The sequence below is a fragment of the Mesorhizobium sp. FG116 genome (assembly GCF_057809835.1).
Window position 1 is genome coordinate 1 of sequence record NZ_JBMDKS010000040.1, and the last position, 20,672, is coordinate 20,672.

Below are 20,672 nucleotides of genomic sequence, written 5' to 3' on the forward strand. Positions count from 1 at the left end.
GTTCCAACGTGCGCGGGCTCAGCCGCCACCGGCGGGCAAGTTCCTGTTGGTTGAGATAGGTGGGGTTCGCGTTTGAACTATTTGTCGACGTCTGCATTTTCTGCCTGTCAGTTGCGGCCGACGAGATTGGCGGCTTCTGACGGCAGGATGGGGCGAATACGCGGATCGTCGAAACGCCAAACCGTCCAAATCGATTTTGGCGCAATTTGGCTAATTTTGACGCGGTTACTGGTTAGCCGAGCGCGCGTAAAATGGTGGTCAGGGAAACACCGCTGCTTCCGATCCCCTTAAGATGATCGTTGACGGCGGTCAGTCTCTCCTTGGCAGTCAGGCCGGCCGGAATGCCTTCTGGATAGAGGTCCGCAAGAGCCTGTCGGGCAGCTTCAAGCTTGGTTTGTCTCCTTTCCTTTGGTGTCGGGGTCTCGGCCGGGCTCGCGCTCGCCATGAGATCGGCTGCTCCAACCCAAATTGAGAGTATCGAGGTTCTCGGAATCGCAACCCGGGTGTAGGCCGGATACGTGGCGTCATGTGAGAACACGAGGTAATCTTGGCCGCTTCGGCTTTCCGCAATCTCTAGGGCGGCCCATTGATGTGGGGGTACGATCACATGATCACCAGCATCATCGACGGCTGCCGCTGAGATGTCTCCTTGGCCCAAATGCCGCCAGAGCGTCTCGCGCGTGCTTTTGATGGACATGAGCATGGGGCGATCCCATGCATCGCAACCGACGGCCTCCAGTCCGCAAAGGTGTGAGAGGCTCAGCGGCGCCAGCGTTACCAGCTCTTCGCCAGATATCTCGTAGGAACGGTCACCGTCGAGAAATCGTCGATTAAACGAAGTCCATTCCCAGCAGTCGGATCGATAAGCGTCCATTGCCTCGCGCACGCAACTGATGTCGCGCCAGGCGATCCATGACGCCGCCATCGCCAATGTCCAATGGGACAGGCCCATCGGATCGCAACTTCCTTCCGGCGGTCTCGACGCAATGGGTAAAAGCCCGCATTTTGATGCGAGTTGCTCGATTTCGCCGGAGGCCAGGAGCCCATTCGCGGCAAGCCCGATCAAATGTGTCCGTAACGCTTGGATGGATGGTGAAGGAACCGCTTCGGTATTGTGTTTTCGATCAATCTTCGCCGCCAGCCAGGGGTCGAAGTCACGTAGTCTGACAAAGGGCGTACGCCCATCCAGGCCGTCCCAATACCCGCCGTGCCGGTGCACGATTCGGTCTTCCAGGAAGGCTCGTTCGGGGAAATACACCGAGCCCCAGGAATCTTGGGGAATGGCAGAATTCTCGGAAGCACCAGCTACCCTCACCAACGCGCTCAGCGAGCCCGTTGCGAAAGCGTTCCTGAACTCGGCCAACAGAGAATTGGTCACCTTATCCAGGGAAGCTTTGCTCGGGGCCACAATTTGCGGCGGGCACTCCTTGTAGGTGATCTTGTCGTGAAGTTCGGCCACGGGGTCGTGGCCAGACCAGAGGCCCAAAACAAACGAATCATACGCCGCGCGCAGGGAAATGCAGCCTTCTGGAATCAAGTCCGGCATGGGCAAGGGTACCGTACGCAATAGTGCGCAGCATCGCAGTTTTCTGCGCGCCAATCCACGGCAATTCGAAGCCAGATGGTACGACGAGTTTGAGACCGGTAAATCTCGGCTACCGAGATCCGGAATAGAACTGATTTGTCTGGCCCAAACCCAATCTCACCAAATCTCTTGTCCCCGGCCGAACGGTTGGCCGAAATCGCGACGATATTAGCCGCTGGTTTGATCCGGCTGCATGCGCGACAGTCAAGCAGACTATCTGCCCAAAGGGAGAATAGTTGCGTCGACTTCACGCTCGACCAATGCCGTCATGCAACTCCAAGCGACCGGAGAACAGCATGACGATCATCGATCCAATTCCCGCACGCCTGGCCTCGCTGAAGACCTCGCCGACGCCCGACCTGAAGCAGCAGTGGCGCGAGTTGTTCGATACCGAGCCACCGGCCTTCAATCGCCGCTACCTTGAATCCCGGCTGGCCTACCGTATCCAGGAGCTCGCCTATGGCGGGCTGAAACCGGAGACAATCCTGCGGCTGGAACGGCTGGGCGAGGAACTGGACGGAGGCGACAAGCGGAAGCGGAGCATCCGAGCCGATCGCGACCGTCCCATCACCGGCACGCGGCTGCTGCGCGAGTGGCAGGGCGTAGAGCAGATCGTCACCGTCACCGCCGACGGTTTCGAATGGCAGGGGCGGCCCTACAAGTCGCTGTCCGCCATCGCGCGCGCCATCACCGGCACGCGCTGGAACGGCTGGGTGTTCTTCGGGCTCAGGAACCACAGGGGGCGGGCATGACGAAGCCGTCAGAGAAAGCGAAACCCGTCCGCAAGCTGCGCTGCGCTGTCTACACCCGCAAATCCTCCGAGGAAGGGCTGGAGCAGGAATTCAACAGCCTCCACGCCCAGCGCGAGGCCTGCGAATCCTACATCGCCAGCCAGCGGTCGGAAGGCTGGGTGCTGGTCCGCGACCAGTATGACGACGGCGGCATCTCCGGCGGCACGTTGGAACGGCCCGGCCTGAAGCGCCTGCTGGAAGACATCGAGGATGGGCTGGTCGACGTGGTGGTAGTCTACAAGATCGACCGTCTCAGCCGCTCGCTGGCAGACTTCGCCAAGCTGGTCGAGGTGTTTGACCGCAACAGCGTGACTTTCGTTTCGGTGACGCAGTCGTTCAACACCACCACGTCCATGGGCAGGCTGACGCTCAACATCCTGCTTAGCTTCGCCCAGTTCGAGCGCGAGGTAACGGCCGAGCGCATCCGAGACAAGGTCGCGGCCTCGCGGCGCAAGGGCATGTGGATGGGCGGGGTGCCGCCCTACGGCTACCGGGTCGAGAATCGCAAGCTGCTGGTCGACACGGAAGCCGCCACGCATGTGTGCTGGATCTTCGCCCGGTTCATCGAGATCGGCTCCTGCACGGAACTGGCGCGGGAGGTTGGCGCACGCGGCATCCGCACGCCACGCGGCAACCGGATCGACAAGAAGTACATCTACAGGATGCTGTCGAACCGCGCCTATATCGGCGAGGCCGTCCACAAGGGCGACAGCTATCCCGGCGAGCATGACGCGATCATCGACCGCGGGCTATGGGACAAGGTTCACGCCATCCTGCAGGAAAGCCCGCGCAAGCGGGCGGCACGCACCCGCGCCGACACGCCGGCGCTGCTGAAGGGTTTGCTCTTTGGGCCCGACGGCGCGGCATTCTCGCCGACCCACACCCGCAAGGGCGGGCGGCTGTATCGCTACTATGTCAGCCAGACCGTGCTGAAACACGGCGCCGGATCATGCCCAGTCGGCCGCGTGCCCGCAGGCGAGATCGAGGCCACTGTCATCGACCAACTTCGCACGGTTTTTCGTCAGCCGGAAATCGTTGCGGGCACGTGGAAAGCCGCGCGGGTGCAGGATGGCGAGATCACCGAGGCCGAGGCCGATGCCCGCGCGGCGCTGATCCGGCTCGACCCGCTGTGGGACGAACTGTTTCCCGCCGAACAGGCGCGCATCGTGGCCCTGCTGGTCGAGCGCGTCGAGATCGGCAACGAAGGTCTGAATGTCCGCCTGCGGATGAATGGGCTGGCCGGCCTGGCACGCGAAATGGCCACCAACATTGGAGAAGCCGCATGACCCGCGCCATGCCGATCCCCGAGACCGTCACCGTCCACGTCCCGTTCCGCCTCGTGAAGCGCGGCGGACGCAAGGAGATGCAGCTGCCCGAGGGCGTCGCACCGCCCCGCAAGACGGACAGCACCCTGATCAAGGCGCTGGCCCGCGCCTTCCGCTGGAAGCGGATGCTGGACTCGGGCGAGTTCGCCACAGTTGCCGAACTGGCGGAGCGCGAGGGAATCGCGCCGTCCTATATCAACCGTGTCCTGCGGCTATCGCTGCTTGCACCCGACATCGTGGAGGCGATTCTGGACGGAACGAAGGGGCCGGAGGTGAGGGCTGCGGTGCTGCTGGAGCCGTTCCCACTGGCTTGGAAGGAGCAGATCGGAGCCTTCCAGGTGAGCGCATGATGTGAGCGCGGCCAACACATCCTTTCCCCGCACGTCTGGATCGGCTAATCAAATCTTGGGCTTGGGTCGGGCAGTTCGACTTTTCGCTGACCGTTTACTTATCTACCATCGCGGGGACGAAATTGGCAAAACTAACTCTCGAAAAACTCGAACGCCATCTGTTCGCCGCAGCCGACATATTGCGCGGCAAGATGGATGCGTCGGAGTTCAAAGAGTATATTTTTGGCATTCTGTTCCTCAAGCGGTGCTCGGATGTTTTCGAGCAGCAGAGAGAAAAGATAATCAAGGAACAACGGGCGCACGGACGGACCGAGCAGGAAGCGCTGCAGCGAGCGGATCATCCGTCGTCTTATGCCAAGACGTTCTTTGTCCCTCCGGTCGCTCGTTGGGACCGGCTCCTCAATGACGTGCATACAGGCGTCGCCAATGAGCTGAACAAGGCTCTGGCAGGACTGGAGAACTCCAACCATCAGGCCCTCAACGGGGTGCTCGGCCACATCAACTTCGCCCGCAAGGTTGGCGAGTCAGAGATTCCGGATGAAAGGCTTCGCCGCCTCATCAGCCACTTCAACAAGTACCGCCTGCTGGACGAGGATTTCGAATTTCCCGATCTCCTCGGCGCAGCCTACGAATACCTGATCAGCGAGTTCGCGGACTCCGCCGGCAAGAAGGCGGGCGAGTTCTACACCCCGCGGGGCGTTGTGCAGTTGATGGTCCGCATCCTCGATCCGCAGGGTGGCACATCGCTCTACGATCCCACGTGCGGCAGTGGCGGCATGCTGAACCAGGGCTACGACTACGCCCTGCAGCATGACGGCCGGCGCCTGAGCCTCTACGGCCAGGAGGACAACGGCGCGGTCTGGGCCATCTGCCGGATGAACCTGCTGCTGCATGGCATCCCCGACGCCGACATCCGGAACGGCGACACGCTCGTTGATCCGAAGCATATCGAGGACGGTCGCCTCATGCGGTTCGACCGGGTGATAGCCAATCCGCCCTTCAGCCAGAACTACAGCAAGCGCGGCATCCAGTTCGGCGACCGTTTCCGCTTTGGCTGGTGCCCGACAACGGGCAAGAAGGCCGACCTCATGTTCGCCCAGCACATGCTGGCGAGCCTCAAGCAGACCGGGAAGATGGCGGTGGTGATGCCGCACGGCGTCCTCTTCCGCGGCGGCGAAGAGAAGAAGATCAGGATCGCACTGCTCAAGGAGGACTGCATCGAGGCCGTAATCGGCCTGCCGCAGAACCTCTTCTACGGAACCGGTATCCCGGCCTGCATCCTCGTGATGCGCCACCCCGACGGCAAGCCGGACGCGCGCAAGGGCAAGGTGCTCTTCATCAACGCGGACCGCGAGTATCGCGAGGGACGCGCGCAGAACTTCATCGACCCGGAGCACATCGAGAAGATCGTCAGCGCCCATGACGCATTCGCTGACGTGCCGGGCTTCGCGGCGGTGGTCGACAACAAGGCGATTATCGAGGACGAGGCGGGGAATCTGAACATCCGTCGCTATGCCGACAGCAGCCCGCCGCCCGAGCCCCATGACGTGCGCGCCCACCTCCATGGCGGCGTGCCGAAGCGGGAGATCGAGACCATCCGCCCGCACGCGCAAGCGCAGGGCTTCGACGTCGACACGCCATTCGTCGACCGCAGTTCGGACTACGCCGAGTTCGCGGACGCCATGGCGAAGCGGGCTGAAATCCGCGCCCTCGTCGAAGCCAACCCGGGCGTTGCGACCCGGCGGCATGAGATGGTCGCCGCGTTCGATGCCTGGTGGTCTTTGGCGCGGACCGGGCTGGCGGAGCTTCCCGAAAGCAAGCGTCTGATGCCGCTGCGGCGCGATCTGCTCGACAGTTTCGAGCCCGCCATGCTGCCAGTTGGCTGCCTCGATCGCTATGCGCTCATGGCCTCCATCGCGGGCTGGTGGGACGAAATCCGCTACGAACTGCGCGTCATCGTCGAAAACGGGTTCGCCGAACTGGTCGACGGCTGGGTCGAGACGCTGCGCTCGGCGCTGGAGGATGAAGAGGCGGACGACGACGAGGACAGCGACGCCAAGAAGACCGTGAAGGTCACGCTGGAGGAGCTGCTCGCCCATCCCTTCGTGCGCCATCGCATGGCGGACTACGTCACCGAACTGTCCGCCGCGCAGGCCGAGGTCGAGCGGGTCAAGGCCGAGAAAGAAGCCTGGGAGACCGGCGACGGGGTCGAGGGCGCCGAGGACTGGCTGGACGGGGCCGAGGAAGGCAGCAATCTCGCCAAGGAACTGGAAAAGCGGCGCAAGGAACTGCGCGCCGAAATGAAGGACGACGACAAGCGTCGGAAGGAGCTGGTTAAAACCACGGGCACCGGCAAACCGTCCAAGGGCTCCATCGACTGGATGCGCGCGCAGGGCACGGATGTGCGGGAGTTCGAGGCCGAACTGGCAGCCATCGAACGCCGCCTCGCGCCGCTGGTCGACGAGGCCGAGATCATCGACGCCATGCTCGACCCCTATGAGGCGATCAAGGAAGAGCTGAAGGAGGCGCGCGCCACCCTGCGGCGGCTCAAGGCGGCGTTTGTCGAGCGGCTGACGGCCGCACGGGCCGAACTGGACGACGATGATTGCTGCGAACTGGTGCTCGACATTGATCGCGAGCGGCTGCTCGACCGGCTCGAACGTGCCCGGGCCCGCCGTGTCGGCGCGCTGGTGGCTGAGGTGGAGCGCCTCTGGGACAAGTATCGCGTCAGCCTGAACAACATCGAAGGGCGCAGAATCGACGCGAAGACCTTGCTCGACAGCTACCTGAAGGAGCTCAGGTATGCCTGATCCCAGCACCACGAAGCCGCTAAGCCAATACTGTTATGTCAACACGCAGAGTCTCGGGCGAGAAACGCCAGCCGAATTCCGATTCCGATACGTCGACCTGAGTAGCGCAAACCAGGGCAAGATTGACTGGCAGAAAACCCGAGCACTCACTTACGCAAACAGCCCCAGCCGCGCGCGCCGCATTGTTAAACCTGGCGACGTGCTTTTCTCGACCGTCCGGCCGGGCCTGATGGGTCATGGTATGTTGCGTGAACCGTCCGACCTACCTGTGATCGGCTCCACCGGCTTCGCCGTGCTTTCGCCGAAAGATGATGCTGACGGGCGCTTTCTTTTCCACTCGTTGTTTCTCAACGAGTTCAAGCGGCAGGTTGCGCAGTTTGAGGTGGGCTCAAACTATCCTGCCATCAACGAGTCGGACTTGCTGCGCGTGCAGCTGGGAGCCGTAGACGGGCCAAGCCAGAGCCTGATCGCCGACATTCTCGACGCCCTCGACAACGCGATCCTCGAAACTGACGAAGGGATAGAGAAGCTGCAGACGACACGGCTCGGTCTGCTCGACGACCTAATCGCAGTGCCCGCCCAAATCGGGCGATCCGAGGCTACTGACACGCTTGCGGGCCTTGTTGCCTCGATCTCGTCCGGCTGCAGTGTGAACGCAGACGACCGGCCGCCGTCGGCGGGAGAATATGGCGTTCTGAAGACCAGCGCGGTCGGCGGCGGGCGCTTCAGGCCACTTGAGTCGAAGGCGGTCTGGCCGCGCGAGGTAAGCCGCCTCAAGTGTCCCGTCGAGGCAGGCCTCATCGTCTTCAGCCGCATGAACACGCCGCAGTTGGTTGGCGAAAACGCCTTCGTGGATCAGGATCATCCGGGCCTGTTTCTGCCGGATCGCCTCTGGGCCCTCCGAGTGAAGGAAGATGAGGGCATTTTGCCGGAATGGGTGGCCACCATCCTGCAGACCCGGCAGGCTCGCGCGTTCATCAGCGGCGAAGCGACCGGGACGAGTGGAAGCATGAAGAACATCGCCCGCACGTCCCTTCTCCGCCTCCCTCTCAGGAAGCTGCCGCATGCCGACCAGGTCGATGCGATGAAGGCAGTTCATGCGCTGCAGGCCGAGATAGACGCTCTTATGTCCGAGCGCGGGAAGCTGGCGGCACTCCGGCTTGGTCTGCGCGATGACCTCCTCACCGGCCGCAAGCCTGTATTGGCCATCCGTGAGGCTGCCGAATGAGCCAGCAGGACCGTCTGGACGAACTGAACGTCGTCGAACGCCCCCTCCTGCGCCAGCTGGGGGTCATGGGCTGGACCCATGTCGAGGGCGCCGACGAGGACCCGAGCACCGGCCGCAAGGACTATCACCTGCTCGGCCGCGACACCTTCCAGAAGACGTTGCTGCGCGACCGGCTCGAGGCAGCGCTGCGCCGCCTGAACCGCAACGACGACGGGTCCGAATGGCTGGATGAACGCCGCATCAACCAGGCGATCTCGCAGCTCGAACGGCCGACCGCGAGGGACTTCATCGCCATCAACGAGGAGTTGCACGACAGGATCGTGCGCGGCGTCAATGTCTCGGGTCCCGATGGCGAGCATGAGCGCCGCGTGCGCTTCATCGGCTTCGAGACGGGCGACCAGAACGAGTTCGTCGCAGTCAACCAGTTCCGCGTGGACCCGCCCGGCGCTGTCGGTGACCGCGGGTTCATCGTGCCCGACGTCGTCCTGTTCGTGAACGGCCTGCCGCTGGTGGTGATCGAGGCCAAGAGCCCGGCCGTCACCGACCCCATAGCCGCCGCGATCGACCAGATGCGTCGCTACGCCAACCGCCGCGTGCCGGAGAAGAACGAGGGCGCAGAGCGGCTGTTCTGGACGAACCATCTGCTTGTCGCGACGGACTATTACGACGCTCGCGTCGGCTCGGTCACCGCACGGCCTGACGACTTCCTACCGTGGCGGTCGGTCAAGCCGGTCGGCATCGAGCAGACGCGCGCCGCCAATGACGAAGTGTGCGGCGAGATCGGCAAGTCGCCTGGCACCGAACTGGTGCAGCAGGAAGTTCTCGCCGCGGGACTGTTGCGACCGGAATTTCTGCTCGACGCACTGCGCTCGTTCACCGTCTACATGACGACGGATGACGGCGTGCGCATCAAGGTGGTGCCACGCTACCAGCAGTTCCGTTCGGTCCACATTGCGCTGCAGCGCCTGCAGGAAGGCAAGACCCGCCGCCAGGATGGCATGAGCGATCGCCGGGGCGGCATCATCTGGCACACCCAGGGCTCGGGGAAGAGCCTGACCATGGTGTTTCTGGTCAAGAAGCTGCGGACGATCCCTGCACTCCGTCGGTTCAAGGTGGTCGTGGTCACCGACCGGACCGACCTCGAGGACCAGCTGTCGAAGACGGCAAAGCTCGCCGGCCAGGTCATGCGCGTCGCGCGGAACGCTGATGGCGCGAAGACCCATCTGGGCCGGCAGGAGCCGGACCTCGTGTTCGTGATGATCCAGAAGCTGCAGGAACGGAACGGCGACGGTGACGAGCAGGAGATCGTGTTCGCGGCCGAGAACGAGGAGCTTGCCGACCCCACGGGCGAGAACCTCCCGGCGAAGACCGACGAGCTGCGGTCCGGCAAGCTCGTTGCGAAGATCGGCGAGCGAAAGGCGTTCCCCGTGCTGAACGAAAGCGACGACGTCCTTGTCCTGATTGACGAGGCGCACCGCTCGCACACTAGCGGGCTTCACCAGAACCTTCTGGACGCCCTGCCGAATGCCGCGCGGATCGGATTCACGGGAACGCCGATCGAGGAGAGGAACAAGAAGAAGACGAGGGAGATCTTCGGCACCTACATTGACCGCTACCTGCTCCGCGATGCCGAGGCTGACGGTGCCATCGTGAAGATCCTGTATGAGGGTCGGGAGCTGAAGGCGGATGTCACCGACAGGGGCACGCTGGATGGGCTGTTCGATGCCACCTTCGCCGGGAAATCGCACGACGAACGGGAGGCGATCAAGGACCGCTACGCGACGCGCGCGCGCGTTCTCAACGCCGCCGACCCGCTGAAGGCCAAGGCGATCGACGTGCTGCGGCACTACATCGTCAACATCCTTCCGAACGACCTGAAGGCGCAGCTTGTCGCATCGAGCAGGGAGCTGGCTGTCCAGTACGTCGATGCGCTGAATGACGCCCGTGATGAGATCGTTGCCGCCATCGAAGGCGCAGCGGACATCCTGAAGGATATCGCCCCCGAGATCGCTCAGGACGCAGGCGGCGACGTGGCGTTCCTTGCCAACGCGCTGCCGTACCTCGACACGATCAAGTCGCTCGAATTCGCGGCCGTCATCTCTGTGGACCACAACGACCTGCCTCACCTGAAAGCCTGGGGCGGCGCGACGGAGACGAAGCAGCGGATCGAACGCTTCAAGAAGCCGCTTTCGCAGAATGCTCTCGCGATCCTGGTGGTGAAGAGCAAGCTGCTCACCGGCTTCGACGCCAAGGTCGAACAGGCGATGTATCTCGACCGGGCCATCTCGGGCGCCGAGATGCTGCAGGCCATCGCCCGCACCAACCGGACAGCTGGGGAGGCCAAGCGCTTCGGTATCGTCGTGGACTACTACGGCGTCGGAAAGAATCTCGCGGACGCCTTGGCGATCTATGACGCGGAAGATCAGAGTGACCTGACCGGCGGCATTGGCAAGCCTGAAGAACTCCTGCCCGAGCTTCGACAAGCGCGTGATGCGGTGGTCAAGCACTTCGCCGATGTCGGAATTACCCTTGGTTCTGACCTGCAAGCGTACGTCAATGCGTGCGTCGCAAAACTCAAGGACCAGAAGTTTCGGGCACAATTCCTCATTCTCGTGAAGAGGCTCGTCGGCCTGTTCGACACGCTCATGCCCCGCCCAGAGGCCCGGCCATTCACGAAGGACGTGAAGATTTACGCGTTCATCGCAAAGGCAGCCGCGAACCTCTACCGGGACCGATCCCTCGATGTGCGCGGCGTTGCACACAAGGTCCAAGCCATGCTCGACGCCTTCATTCGGGCGCATGGCATCGATCCCAAGGTGCCCCCGATCGAAATACTGGATCCGAACTTTGCCGCAGAGGTTGCGCGCAAGACCAGTGATCGCGCGAAGGCAGCTGATATGGAGAATGCGCTTCGCCATCACATCTCAATCTCCTTCGACAGGGATCCGGCGAAGTACAAGAGCCTCAGTGATCGCCTTGAGGGCATCCTCACCAGCCATCACCAAGACTGGGATGAGATTGCCCGGCAGTTGCAGAGCCTGATCGATGAAGCGACGGCCGGCTCCGGAGTTGGGTCGGCAGGCCAGGGTCTAGCACCCCATACCGAGGCCCCAATCTTCGGAATCCTGCGGATGCGGTATGGCCAAGATGATCGAGATGCTGAGCTGGCCGAGCTGGCCACCGGGATTGTGCAGCACTTGCGAGAAGAAAGCAGCGTCGCGGGCTTTTGGGATAACGCCGTCGGCCAGGAAGAAGCGCGACGATCGATATTTCAGCGCCTCGACCACAGCAACATCTTCGATTTCGGAGATTTGGACGCGATCTCCTCCGACTGCATGGGTGTTGCAAGAGCAAATCGTGCGGCATTCACGCCATGAGCGAAACAATCCGTATCGAAGACCTGGTCTTCCAAGTGAAGCGAAGTCAGCGGCGAAAGACCATTGGCCTTACCGTCGAGCGCGACAAGTCGCTCGTGGCTCACCTGCCTCAAGACGTAGCGCTCGATCAGGCTGCGACGCTGATCGGATCAAGGCTTGTATGGGTGCATCAGAAGCTCGCTGAACAGAGAGAGCCAACGCGCGAGGACGTCTTTCGCAAACCTGAGTTTGTCGATGGCGAGGGGTTCCACTTCTTGGGCAAGCACTACCGTCTCAAACTCGTCGACGTCCCAAAGGATTGCCCTGGCATACCCGCCATCCGTTTTGAGGGAGATCGGCTTCTTTTCAGGCGAGAGCAAGCTTCCACAGGCGCGAAGCGGATTGCCGATTACTATACCAGAGCCGGTCACCCATACCTGAATGACATCGTTGGCAGGTGGAAGCGTATTGTCGGGGTTGAGCCGGCACGATTTGTCCAGGTCATGGATCTTGGATTCAGATGGGCTTCATGCAGCTCGGGTGGAACCTTGAATTTCCACTGGCGAACAATGCAGCTGCCGCCAAGGATGATAGACTACATCGTCGTCCATGAGCTGGTGCACATCAAGGTTCCGGATCACTCGCAAAATTTCTGGAAGTGCGTTGGCGTCGCAATGCCCGATTTCGAAGAGCGCCGGAAGTGGCTGAGGGAAAAGGGTGGAGAACTGTGATCCCCACAGGTTTCATACCTCCGGATCAACCATGACGGTGGCAACTGATACGATGCCAACCAGGACAGGGGCCAGAGTTCGATTTCGGTTCCATCATGGCGAACGCTACTGAGGTCGAAGTGCTCACACGCCGATACAGGAAAATTTCGCTTTTTCAATGGCCTGCGGAAAATTCACTAAATCCGCGCAGTTCACAGGTCCGGAGAATATCGGCCAGGAGAAAACGCTTTCGGGCCATCTGGCGGCCAAGCCAGTGCTCAGCCCCACCTGCTTAACCCCCGAAAACAGCGGAAAATTCCAGCCGCAGCCGGACCGAGAGAACGCTTTCGCGGGGGCAAGTGGCGGAGGGGGTGGGATTCGAACCCACGGTGACATCACTGCCACGCCGGTTTTCAAGACCGGTGCCTTAAACCGCTCGGCCACCCATCCAGCACATCCCAGCGCTTTAGCGTTTGGTGACGGGCTACGTCAATCGAACTTATGCCAGAAGCAAAAACTGGTCGCGGCTGGACATCTGCACAATGTTCGATCCGGTACGGTCTACTACGCCGAATAGGGCGCAAATGCAGGCCTTTGCCACAATGCTGCCGGTTTCCCGTCACATTCGATTAATAAGGAAATAAACAATTCCTGCGCAAATGAGGGTGCGGATTTAGGAAGTGGGTAGTTTCGTCAGGGTGGTTGCGTGTGTTGCAACGGCGCTCATGACGAATCGTACAGGGGATAGTCTTACATGCAGGCTGTGGCGCGACTGCGTCTTCGTCGCACTATGACCATCGTGTCGTTTTCGGCATGTGCAGCCTTGCTTGCCGGTTGCGGAACGCCGCAGCCGAAGCAGGTTGCCCAGCAAACCCGCTCCAAGGAATATTTCCCGGAATCAAAATACGGCGTCAAAGCCAGCCCGCGCGTTGTCTTTGGCCGTGATGGCATCAGGCGAGGCGGGGGTCGTGACCAGTTGGGCAAGCCCTATCAGGTCGCCGGCAAGTGGTACTACCCCAAGGAAGACCGCAAATATTCCAAGGTCGGCGCAGCCTCCTGGTATGGCGATGCATTCCACGGCCGCCTTACCGCCAATGGCGAGATCTATGATACCGAGCATCTCACGGCGGCGCATCCCACCATGCCGTTGCCCAGCTACGCGCGCGTTACGAACACCGCCAACGGCAGCTCGGTCATCGTGCGCGTCAATGATCGCGGGCCCTATCACGGCAACCGCATCATCGATCTTTCCAAGCGCGCAGCCGAAATGCTCGACTATGCCAGCATCGGAACCGCCAAGGTAAAGGTCGATTACATCGGTCGCGCACCGCTGGATGGTGACGACGACCAGTATCTGATGGCGTCCTATAATCCCGGCAATCGGCCGAACGATCCTTCGGTTGGACTGCCCACCGGCGTCATGATCGCCATGAACGGCTCGACGCCAAGTGCGGCGCTCGGCTCGCTGGCGGTTCCGTTTCCCGGACAGCTTGTCGATTCCGTTCCGGCCCAGCCAACTTTCATGACGGCGCAGGCACCGTCGGTCGGCTACGTCGTACTGCCTGACTTCGGGCCTATCGTTCAGCAGAGACCGGATTTGAACCTGCCTGAACAGACGCCGTTCGCCATTGCCACGCTTTCCTATGCAGACGAGCGTATCGAGCGCGCAGCAGGTGCATTCGCTGCCCTGGCCAGCGCCAAAATGACGCCCGCAGACGTAACCGCCTCGTGGAAACGTCTCAATGCCTCAACTGCGGCCGATGCCGCCCCGACTGGCGACTATATTGCCGCCGGTTCATTCGACAACGCCGCCGATGCGATGCGAGTTGCCGAGCAGCTTCGGCCATTCGGTAAGGTGGAAGTCCAGAAGGCTGAACTCGACGGCAAGACGTGGCATTCGGTCAATCTTTATGCGGACGGCCACGCCGGGCTTGACGCTATGCTCCAGGCGGCATGGACGCACGGTGCGCCGGACGCGCTGGTGGTGCGCAACTGATCTGGCGATTAGATCGCATGTCAGGTGCCGGAGAACTCTTATCATCGGTTGATTTGAAGGGCAGGGGGCTGGTAGCTTCCCCCATCCCAGCGGATGGCTTGCGACCGAACAAGGCAATTTTCTTATGACACACGATTGGCGCACACCGATTTTCGGCTTGCTGGCTGTTGCGCTGTTCGTAGCCGCGACCGTGAATGAAGCTGCAGCCCAATTGTTCGAAACCAAGGCAACGCAAGCATTCATGATCGATGCCGAAACCGGCACAGTACTTTTTTCCAAAGATGCCGATGCGGCGATCCAGCCAGCTTCGCTTGCCAAGTTGATGACGCTGGAGCTCGCCTTCAACGCCATCAAGTCGGGCCGGCTTACGCGCGAGGATACCTTTGTCGTCAGCGAAAATGCCTGGCGCACGGGCGGTGCTCCCTCCGGCACGTCGACCATGTTTGCTGCGGTAAAGTCGGCCATTCGCCTCGAAGACCTGATCCGGGGCATTGCGGTGCAATCCGCCAATGACGGCTGCATTGTCATTGCTGAAGGCGTCGCCGGGTCGGAGACCAACTTCGCCTTGCAGATGACCGAGCGCGCGCGAGAAATCGGGCTCGCGAAATCGACCTTCGTGAATTCGACGGGCTTGCCGGCCGAAGGGCAGGTGACCACGGTGCGGGAACTGGTGCAGCTCTCGCATCATCTCTGGCGCGAATACCCGGACCTCTATCGCTATTTCGGCGAAAAGGACTTCACTTGGAACAAGATTTCACAGCGCAATCGCAATCCGCTGCTCGCCATGGAAATCGGCGCGGATGGATTGGCGGTCGGCGCCAGCGAACAGAACGGTTTCGGCATTGTCGGTTCGGTCAACCAAGGCGGCAAACGCGTCATCGCGGCAATGAGCGGCTTCGCGTCCGATCGCGAACGTGCCGAAGAGGCGCGCAAGTTGCTCGAATGGGGCCTGCGTTCGTTTGAAAAAACCGAGATATTCGCAGCCGACGAGGTGGCGGGCGAGGCTCAGGTTTATGGCGGCACGAAGTCAGGCGTTGCTCTCAAGGCCAAGGGCCCGATCGACATTTTCTTGCCCATCACAAATCGCGACAAGGTCACGGCCCGCATCATCTATCAGGGTCCGCTTTCGGCTCCGGTGGAAGAAGGGCAGCCGGTCGGCACCTTGCGTGTTTGGATTGGCGATACGCTGAGCCAGGAAACCCCGCTTTTCGCCGCCGAAACCGTTGAGGTCGGCACCTTGCAAAGCCGCGCGCTCGACGCGGTCGAGGAACTGGCCATCGGCTGGTTGCGTTAACATCCGCGCCTGCGGATTAGCTGACGGACTGCTTTGACAACGTAGACCTTTCGATCTGCCCGCACTAAGAGGAAGACGACAACAGGACGAAGCGTCGACCAGTGGCAAAAGGCTTCTTCATAACTTTCGAAGGCGGCGAGGGGGCCGGCAAGTCAACCCAGATCGAGTTGCTTGCAGCAAAGCTGCGCGCCAAGAAATACGCCATTCTCGTAACGCGTGAACCCGGCGGTTCGCCGGGTGCCGAGGCGGTCCGCCACGTGTTGTTGTCGGGCGCAGCCGAACCGTTTGGGCCGAAGATGGAGGCGCTGCTGTTTGCCGCCGCGCGATCCGACCATGTCGAGCAGGTTATCCGCCCCGCCATCGAACGGGGCGCGATCGTCCTTTGCGACCGCTTCATCGATTCTTCGCGCGTCTATCAGGGCGTGACCGGCGGTCTCGATCCGGCCTTCATGGAGGTTGTTGAGCAGGTTTCCATCAACGGCATGGTGCCGGACATGACGCTCATTCTCGATATCGATCCCGCCGAGGGCTTGAAGCGGGCAGCGGTTCGCCGCTCTCCCAATGACGTCCCGGATCGCTTCGAAAAGGAAACCGTGTCCATCCATCAACAGCGGCGCGAGGCCTTTCTTGCGATTGCGGCGTCCGAGCCTCAACGCTGCGTGGTAATTGATGCGTCCCGGTCGCCGAGCGAGGTGGAAGACGCCATAACTACGGCCGTATTCGGTGGGCTGGAAGCGCGCATGACCGCCGGCATCAAGCAGGCAGCACCCGCATGATCTTCGAACGGATCGCGCCGGAGCAGCATGATACGCTGGAAGGTGTGCCGGAGCCGTCGGAAACGCCGCGGCTTCTCGGCCATACGGACGCGGCCAACATGCTGGTCTCCGCGTATCGTTCCGGCAAGATGCCGCACGCGCTGATCTTTGTCGGGCCGGTGGGCATCGGCAAGGCGACGCTGGCGTTTCACCTTGCAAATCATCTGCTGAAATACGCGCGCAGCGAGGCGTCGCCTGAAACGCTTGCATCTCCCGACCCCGCATCGCCGCTGTTTCGCCAGATCGCCCAGGGCGCGCACCCGTCGGTCTTGCATCTCACGCGGCCCTACAACGAGAAGACCAAGACCTACAAATCGGTGGTCACGGTTGACGAGATCCGCAAGGTCAGCAGTTTCCTGTCGTTGACCTCGCATGACGGCGGCTACCGGGTGGTCATCGTCGATCCGGCCGACGACATGAACACGAGTGCCGCCAACGCCTTGCTCAAGAACCTCGAGGAGCCGCCGTCGCGCACGCTGTTCATCCTTGTCGTGCACGCGCCGGGCTCGCTGTTGCCCACCATTCGCTCGCGTTGCCAAATCGTTCGGCTTGCGCCGCTCGACACCGGCGATCTCGCCAGTGTCCTTGGTAGCATGGAACTTGAGGCCGCCGATCCTTCGGCCCTCGCCTCGCTTGCCGAGCGGGCAGGGGGCAGCGTGCGCAATGCCATCCTGCTCACCCAGTATGGCGGGCTGGAGATTGCGGATGCGCTGGACACGCTTGTTCGCTCCAGGCGCGCGAGCACGGGCGAGGCGCATCGCCTTGCTGATGCCGTCGCCGGTCGAGACCGGGCCATTCCGTTCGACATTTTCAACCGCCGCGCGCTTGATCTTCTATCGAGCAGTGCCAGCGAAGCCGCGCTTGCGGGCGACCTTGGTCGCGCCAAGGCGTTGACGGACACTTGGCAGAATGCGCGCGACGCGATAATTGAGACCGAGACCTACAATCTCGACAAGAAACAACACGCACTGACGATGATCGACCGCCTGAATACTGCGCTGCGAATGTGATGCTCGGCTTTGCTTCGGGATGGCAATTGCTGCCCCGATGCGATATCCACCGCCCATTCCTCCCCGCAGGTTCATACGGTCCCTTTCATGTCACGCGACACTTTCTACATCACCACAGCCATTTCCTATCCGAACGGCAAGCCGCATATCGGCCATGCCTACGAACTGATCGCGACCGATGCCCTGGCGCGCTTCCAGCGCCTCGACGGCAAGGACGTGTTCTTCCTGACCGGCACCGACGAGCACGGCATCAAGATGCTCCAGACGGCCAAAAAGGAAGGTATCTCGGCGCGCGAACTCGCTGACCGCAATGCCGCGGAATTCAAGCGCATGGCGACGGTGCTGAACGCCTCCAACGACGATTTCATCCGCACCACGGAAGAACGCCACTACGCGGCTTCGCAAGCCATCTGGAAGGCAATGGCGGCAAACGGCGACATCTACAAGGGTGGCTATGCGGGCTGGTACTCGGTGCGCGACGAAGCCTATTACGGCGAGGAAGAGACCGAGGTGCGCGCGGACAATGTTCGCTACGGCCCGCAGGGAACGCCTGTCGAGTGGGTCGAGGAGGAAAGCTATTTCTTCCGCCTTTCCGCCTATCAGGACAAGCTTCTGGCGCTCTACGAGAACCAGCCTGACTTCATCGGCCCCACCGAACGGCGCAATGAGGTTGCAAGTTTCGTCAGGTCCGGCCTGAAGGATCTTTCGATCTCGCGCACCACCTTCGATTGGGGTGTGCCTGTGCCGGGCGACGAAAAGCATGTCATGTATGTGTGGGTCGATGCGCTCACAAATTACATTACAGGCGTCGGCTATCCTGATGAAAAGGATGAGAAATGGCGGTTCTGGCCTGCCGATGCACATATCATCGGCAAGGACATCGTGCGCTTCCACGCCGTCTACTGGCCGGCCTTCCTGTTGTCGGCGGGCATCGAATTGCCGAAGCGCGTTTTCGGTCATGGATTCCTGTTCAATCGCGGGGAGAAGATGTCGAAGTCTTTGGGCAACGTCATCGATCCTGCCTCCATGGTCGAGCATTACGGCCTCGATCAGGTGCGCTACTTCTTCCTGCGCGAAGTGCCGTTCGGGCAGGACGGCAGCTACAGCCATGAGGCGATTGTCAACCGCACCAACGCAGACCTTGCCAACGACCTCGGTAATCTTGCGCAGCGCTCGCTGTCGATGATCGCAAAGAACTGCCGCGGCGTGGTGCCCGCGCGTGGTGAATTCGCGGATGCCGACAAGGCTATCCTCGACCAGGCAAGCGAAGCACTCACCATTGCTCGCAAGGCGATGGCGGAGCAGGGGATCCATCACGCACTTGCGGCGATCTTCGCGGTGGTTGCCGAAGCCAACCGCTATTTCGCCGCTCAGGAGCCGTGGGCGCTGAAGAAGACCGATCCGGCGCGCATGGAAACTGTGCTGTGGGTTACTGCCGAAACGATCCGGCGCGTGGCGATCCTGTGCCAGCCCTACATTCCGGGCTCCGCGGCGAAGCTGCTCGACATTTTGGCTGTTGCCGAGGATGCGAGGAGTTTTGCGCATGTCGCGGAGGCACATGCGTTGGCGACAGGTACAGCACTGCCCGCGCCACAGCCGGTGTTTCCGCGCTATGTCGAGCAGGAAGCCAACGCCTGATGCTCGTTGACAGCCATTGTCACCTTGATTTTCCGGACTTTGCCGAGGAGCGGGCGGCTGTCGTCGCCCGCGCCAAGGCAGCCGGCATCGGCCTCATGGTGACAATCTCGACGCATGTCAGGAAATTTCCGCAAATACTTGAAATTGCTGAGACATTCGACGAAGTTTTTTGCTCGATCGGCACGCATCCACACAATGCAGGCGAAGAGCTTGATATAACAACGGAAAATCTTATCGAGTTGTCCCGGCACCCCAAGGTGGTGGCAATCGGCGAGGCTGGCCTCGACTACCACTATGACTATGCGCCGCGCGAGGCCCAAATCCAGGGATTCCGGACCCATATTGCTGCCGCGCGCGAAACGGGCCTACCACTTGTGATCCACGCACGCAGCGCAGACGACGACGTCGCCGCGATCCTTGAAGAAGAAACAGGGAAGGGTGCTTTCCCCTTCATTTTACATTGCTTTTCGTCGGGCAGGCGCTTGGCGGAGGTGGGCGTCGCCTTGGGCGGATATGTTTCATTCTCGGGCATCGTGACCTTCAAGAATTCGGCCGAGTTGCGCGAGATCGCCGCCGCCGTCCCGCACGACCGGCTGTTGGTCGAAACGGATGCACCTTATCTCGCACCGGTGCCGCATCGCGGCAAGCGCAACGAACCGGCATTCGTCGCCGACACAGCAAAGGTGTTGGCGCAGACGATAGGCGTGAGCGAGGACGAAATCGCCACGCTCACGACCGACAATTTCTTCAAATTGTTCAAGAAGATACCGCATCCCGACAGGCAAGGTGGCTAGACGTGTCCGATCGGCTGCGCTTGACGATTTTGGGATGCGGATCGTCGCCCGGCGTACCCCGCATAACCGGCGACTGGGGCAACTGCGACCCACAGAATCCAAAGAACCGCCGCATGCGGACCTCGGCCATGGTCGAGCGCATTTCGGCCGACGGCAGGAAAACCACCGTCGTCATAGATACCGGGCCGGATTTCAGGTCGCAGATGCTGATGGCCGATGTCAAACGCATCGATGCGGTTATTTACACGCATCCGCATGCCGATCATATCCACGGGATTGATGATCTACGCGGCTATGTGCTCGAACAGAGGCGTCTGATCGACATTTATGCGGATGAGCGCACTATGGCCCGTCTGCGCGAGGCATTCGGCTACTGCTTCGAGACGCCTCCCGGCAGCTCGTATCCGCCGATCCTATGGGCGCGGACCATCGAACACGACAGGCCGGTAGTGATCGGCGGCGAGGGCGGCGCCCTCACCTTTGAACCGCTGCCGCAGGTCCATGGCGACATTGTTTCGCTGGGCTTCCGGATCGGCGGCCTGGCCTATTGCCCTGACGTCAGCGGGTTTCCGGCAGCGACAGTGAAGCGTTTGGAAGGCTTGGACGCGCTGGTGATCGATGCCTTGCAGTATCGGACGCATCCAAGCCATTTTTCGCTTGGCGAAGCACTCGAGTGGATCGACCGGCTGAAGCCGGCCAAAGCCGTGCTTACGCATATGCACGTACCGCTGGATTATGCGACAGTTCTCGCAGAGACGCCGGCGCATGTCGAACCTGCATACGACGGCATGGTCATCGAACTGCTGAGTTCCTTGGCATCTGGCTGGGACGATATGGGCAAAGATACCGCAAAAGCCCGGTCTCTGGGTTATCGCTAGTTCCATAATCTATCTTATGCGACTTTTGCATATGCGCGGGTGCGTTCTATTTTGAACTGCGACTTCGCAGCGATACCAATGGCTTGTCGTAT

General features: G+C 61.3%; 15 protein-coding genes and 1 tRNA gene. 14 read left to right on the top strand and 2 right to left on the bottom strand.

Going from position 1 to position 20,672, the window contains the following annotated elements:
* Positions 1 to 232: 232 nt before the first annotated feature.
* Complete coding sequence (locus ACODTY_RS21895) at positions 233 to 1,546, bottom strand: hypothetical protein (RefSeq protein ID WP_488996297.1); 1,314 nt, start codon at positions 1,544 to 1,546, stop codon at positions 233 to 235.
* A 335-nt stretch (positions 1,547 to 1,881) separates the two neighbouring features.
* Between ACODTY_RS21895 and ACODTY_RS21900 the strand changes: the two genes are divergently transcribed.
* The 7 genes from ACODTY_RS21900 (at position 1,882) to ACODTY_RS21930 (ending at position 12,176) form a co-directional block, all read left to right on the top strand.
* Entirely contained in the window at positions 1,882 to 2,337 is a 456-nt protein-coding gene (locus tag ACODTY_RS21900; RefSeq protein WP_488996298.1) for a DUF2924 domain-containing protein, read from the top strand.
* On the top strand, positions 2,334 to 3,662 hold the full coding sequence (locus ACODTY_RS21905) for a recombinase family protein (protein ID WP_488996299.1): 1,329 nt from the start codon (positions 2,334 to 2,336) through the stop codon (positions 3,660 to 3,662). Before ACODTY_RS21900 ends, ACODTY_RS21905 begins: the two co-directional genes overlap by 4 nt.
* Positions 3,659 to 4,051: a hypothetical protein gene (locus tag ACODTY_RS21910; RefSeq protein ID WP_488996300.1), complete on the top strand. Its 393-nt coding sequence runs from the start codon at positions 3,659 to 3,661 to the stop codon at positions 4,049 to 4,051. The genes ACODTY_RS21905 and ACODTY_RS21910 overlap by 4 nt, the downstream gene beginning before the upstream one ends.
* 122 nt (positions 4,052 to 4,173) lie before the next feature.
* A complete protein-coding gene (locus ACODTY_RS21915; RefSeq protein WP_488996301.1) occupies positions 4,174 to 6,861 on the top strand; it encodes an N-6 DNA methylase in 2,688 nt (895 codons plus the stop codon).
* Entirely contained in the window at positions 6,854 to 8,089 is a 1,236-nt protein-coding gene (locus ACODTY_RS21920) for a restriction endonuclease subunit S (protein ID WP_488996302.1), read from the top strand. Before ACODTY_RS21915 ends, ACODTY_RS21920 begins: the two co-directional genes overlap by 8 nt.
* The gene (locus ACODTY_RS21925; protein ID WP_488996303.1) at positions 8,086 to 11,466 is read left to right on the top strand and encodes a type I restriction endonuclease subunit R; all 3,381 of its coding nucleotides are present in this window, start codon (positions 8,086 to 8,088) and stop codon (positions 11,464 to 11,466) included. Before ACODTY_RS21920 ends, ACODTY_RS21925 begins: the two co-directional genes overlap by 4 nt.
* Positions 11,463 to 12,176, top strand: coding sequence for a M48 family metallopeptidase (locus ACODTY_RS21930; RefSeq protein ID WP_488996304.1), 714 nt, complete (start codon positions 11,463 to 11,465; stop codon positions 12,174 to 12,176). The genes ACODTY_RS21925 and ACODTY_RS21930 overlap by 4 nt, the downstream gene beginning before the upstream one ends.
* A gap of 339 nt (positions 12,177 to 12,515) precedes the next feature.
* On the opposite strand, the gene ACODTY_RS21935 is transcribed toward ACODTY_RS21930, so the two are convergent.
* Positions 12,516 to 12,605 (bottom strand) — tRNA-Ser (locus ACODTY_RS21935).
* 304 nt (positions 12,606 to 12,909) lie between these two features.
* On the opposite strand from ACODTY_RS21935, the gene ACODTY_RS21940 reads away from it, so the two are divergent.
* The 7 genes from ACODTY_RS21940 (at position 12,910) to ACODTY_RS21970 (ending at position 20,580) form a co-directional block, all read left to right on the top strand.
* Positions 12,910 to 14,151 carry a septal ring lytic transglycosylase RlpA family protein gene (locus ACODTY_RS21940; RefSeq protein WP_488996305.1) on the top strand — a complete coding sequence of 414 codons (1,242 nt, stop codon included), beginning with the start codon at positions 12,910 to 12,912 and terminating at the stop codon, positions 14,149 to 14,151.
* Positions 14,152 to 14,275: 124 nt separating this feature from the next.
* Positions 14,276 to 15,445: a D-alanyl-D-alanine carboxypeptidase family protein gene (locus tag ACODTY_RS21945; protein WP_488996306.1), complete on the top strand. Its 1,170-nt coding sequence runs from the start codon at positions 14,276 to 14,278 to the stop codon at positions 15,443 to 15,445.
* 101 nt (positions 15,446 to 15,546) lie between these two features.
* Complete coding sequence (gene tmk, locus ACODTY_RS21950) at positions 15,547 to 16,221, top strand: dTMP kinase (protein ID WP_488996307.1); 675 nt, start codon at positions 15,547 to 15,549, stop codon at positions 16,219 to 16,221.
* On the top strand, positions 16,218 to 17,270 hold the full coding sequence (locus ACODTY_RS21955) for a DNA polymerase III subunit delta' (RefSeq protein WP_488996308.1): 1,053 nt from the start codon (positions 16,218 to 16,220) through the stop codon (positions 17,268 to 17,270). The genes tmk and ACODTY_RS21955 overlap by 4 nt, the downstream gene beginning before the upstream one ends.
* Before the next feature lie 87 nt (positions 17,271 to 17,357).
* Positions 17,358 to 18,908, top strand: a complete 1,551-nt coding sequence (metG, locus tag ACODTY_RS21960) for a methionine--tRNA ligase (RefSeq protein ID WP_488996309.1) — start codon at positions 17,358 to 17,360, stop codon at positions 18,906 to 18,908.
* The gene (locus ACODTY_RS21965; protein ID WP_488996310.1) at positions 18,908 to 19,702 is read left to right on the top strand and encodes a TatD family hydrolase; all 795 of its coding nucleotides are present in this window, start codon (positions 18,908 to 18,910) and stop codon (positions 19,700 to 19,702) included. Before metG ends, ACODTY_RS21965 begins: the two co-directional genes overlap by 1 nt.
* 2 nt (positions 19,703 to 19,704) lie before the next feature.
* A complete protein-coding gene (locus ACODTY_RS21970) occupies positions 19,705 to 20,580 on the top strand; it encodes an MBL fold metallo-hydrolase (protein WP_488996311.1) in 876 nt (291 codons plus the stop codon).
* Positions 20,581 to 20,672 lie beyond the last annotated feature (92 nt).

Bases quoted from the DNA above. Each gene is read 5' to 3' on its own strand.
- ACODTY_RS21895 (WP_488996297.1), bottom strand. From the start codon at position 1,546: ATGCCGGACTTGATTCCAGAAGGCTGCATTTCCCTGCGCGCGGCGTAT.
- ACODTY_RS21900 (WP_488996298.1), top strand. From the start codon at position 1,882: ATGACGATCATCGATCCAATTCCCGCACGCCTGGCCTCGCTGAAGACC.
- ACODTY_RS21905 (WP_488996299.1), top strand. From the start codon at position 2,334: ATGACGAAGCCGTCAGAGAAAGCGAAACCCGTCCGCAAGCTGCGCTGC.
- ACODTY_RS21910 (WP_488996300.1), top strand. From the start codon at position 3,659: ATGACCCGCGCCATGCCGATCCCCGAGACCGTCACCGTCCACGTCCCG.
- ACODTY_RS21920 (WP_488996302.1), top strand. From the start codon at position 6,854: ATGCCTGATCCCAGCACCACGAAGCCGCTAAGCCAATACTGTTATGTC.
- ACODTY_RS21925 (WP_488996303.1), top strand. From the start codon at position 8,086: ATGAGCCAGCAGGACCGTCTGGACGAACTGAACGTCGTCGAACGCCCC.
- ACODTY_RS21930 (WP_488996304.1), top strand. From the start codon at position 11,463: ATGAGCGAAACAATCCGTATCGAAGACCTGGTCTTCCAAGTGAAGCGA.
- ACODTY_RS21940 (WP_488996305.1), top strand. From the start codon at position 12,910: ATGCAGGCTGTGGCGCGACTGCGTCTTCGTCGCACTATGACCATCGTG.
- ACODTY_RS21945 (WP_488996306.1), top strand. From the start codon at position 14,276: ATGACACACGATTGGCGCACACCGATTTTCGGCTTGCTGGCTGTTGCG.
- ACODTY_RS21955 (WP_488996308.1), top strand. From the start codon at position 16,218: ATGATCTTCGAACGGATCGCGCCGGAGCAGCATGATACGCTGGAAGGT.
- metG (WP_488996309.1), top strand. From the start codon at position 17,358: ATGTCACGCGACACTTTCTACATCACCACAGCCATTTCCTATCCGAAC.
- ACODTY_RS21965 (WP_488996310.1), top strand. From the start codon at position 18,908: ATGCTCGTTGACAGCCATTGTCACCTTGATTTTCCGGACTTTGCCGAG.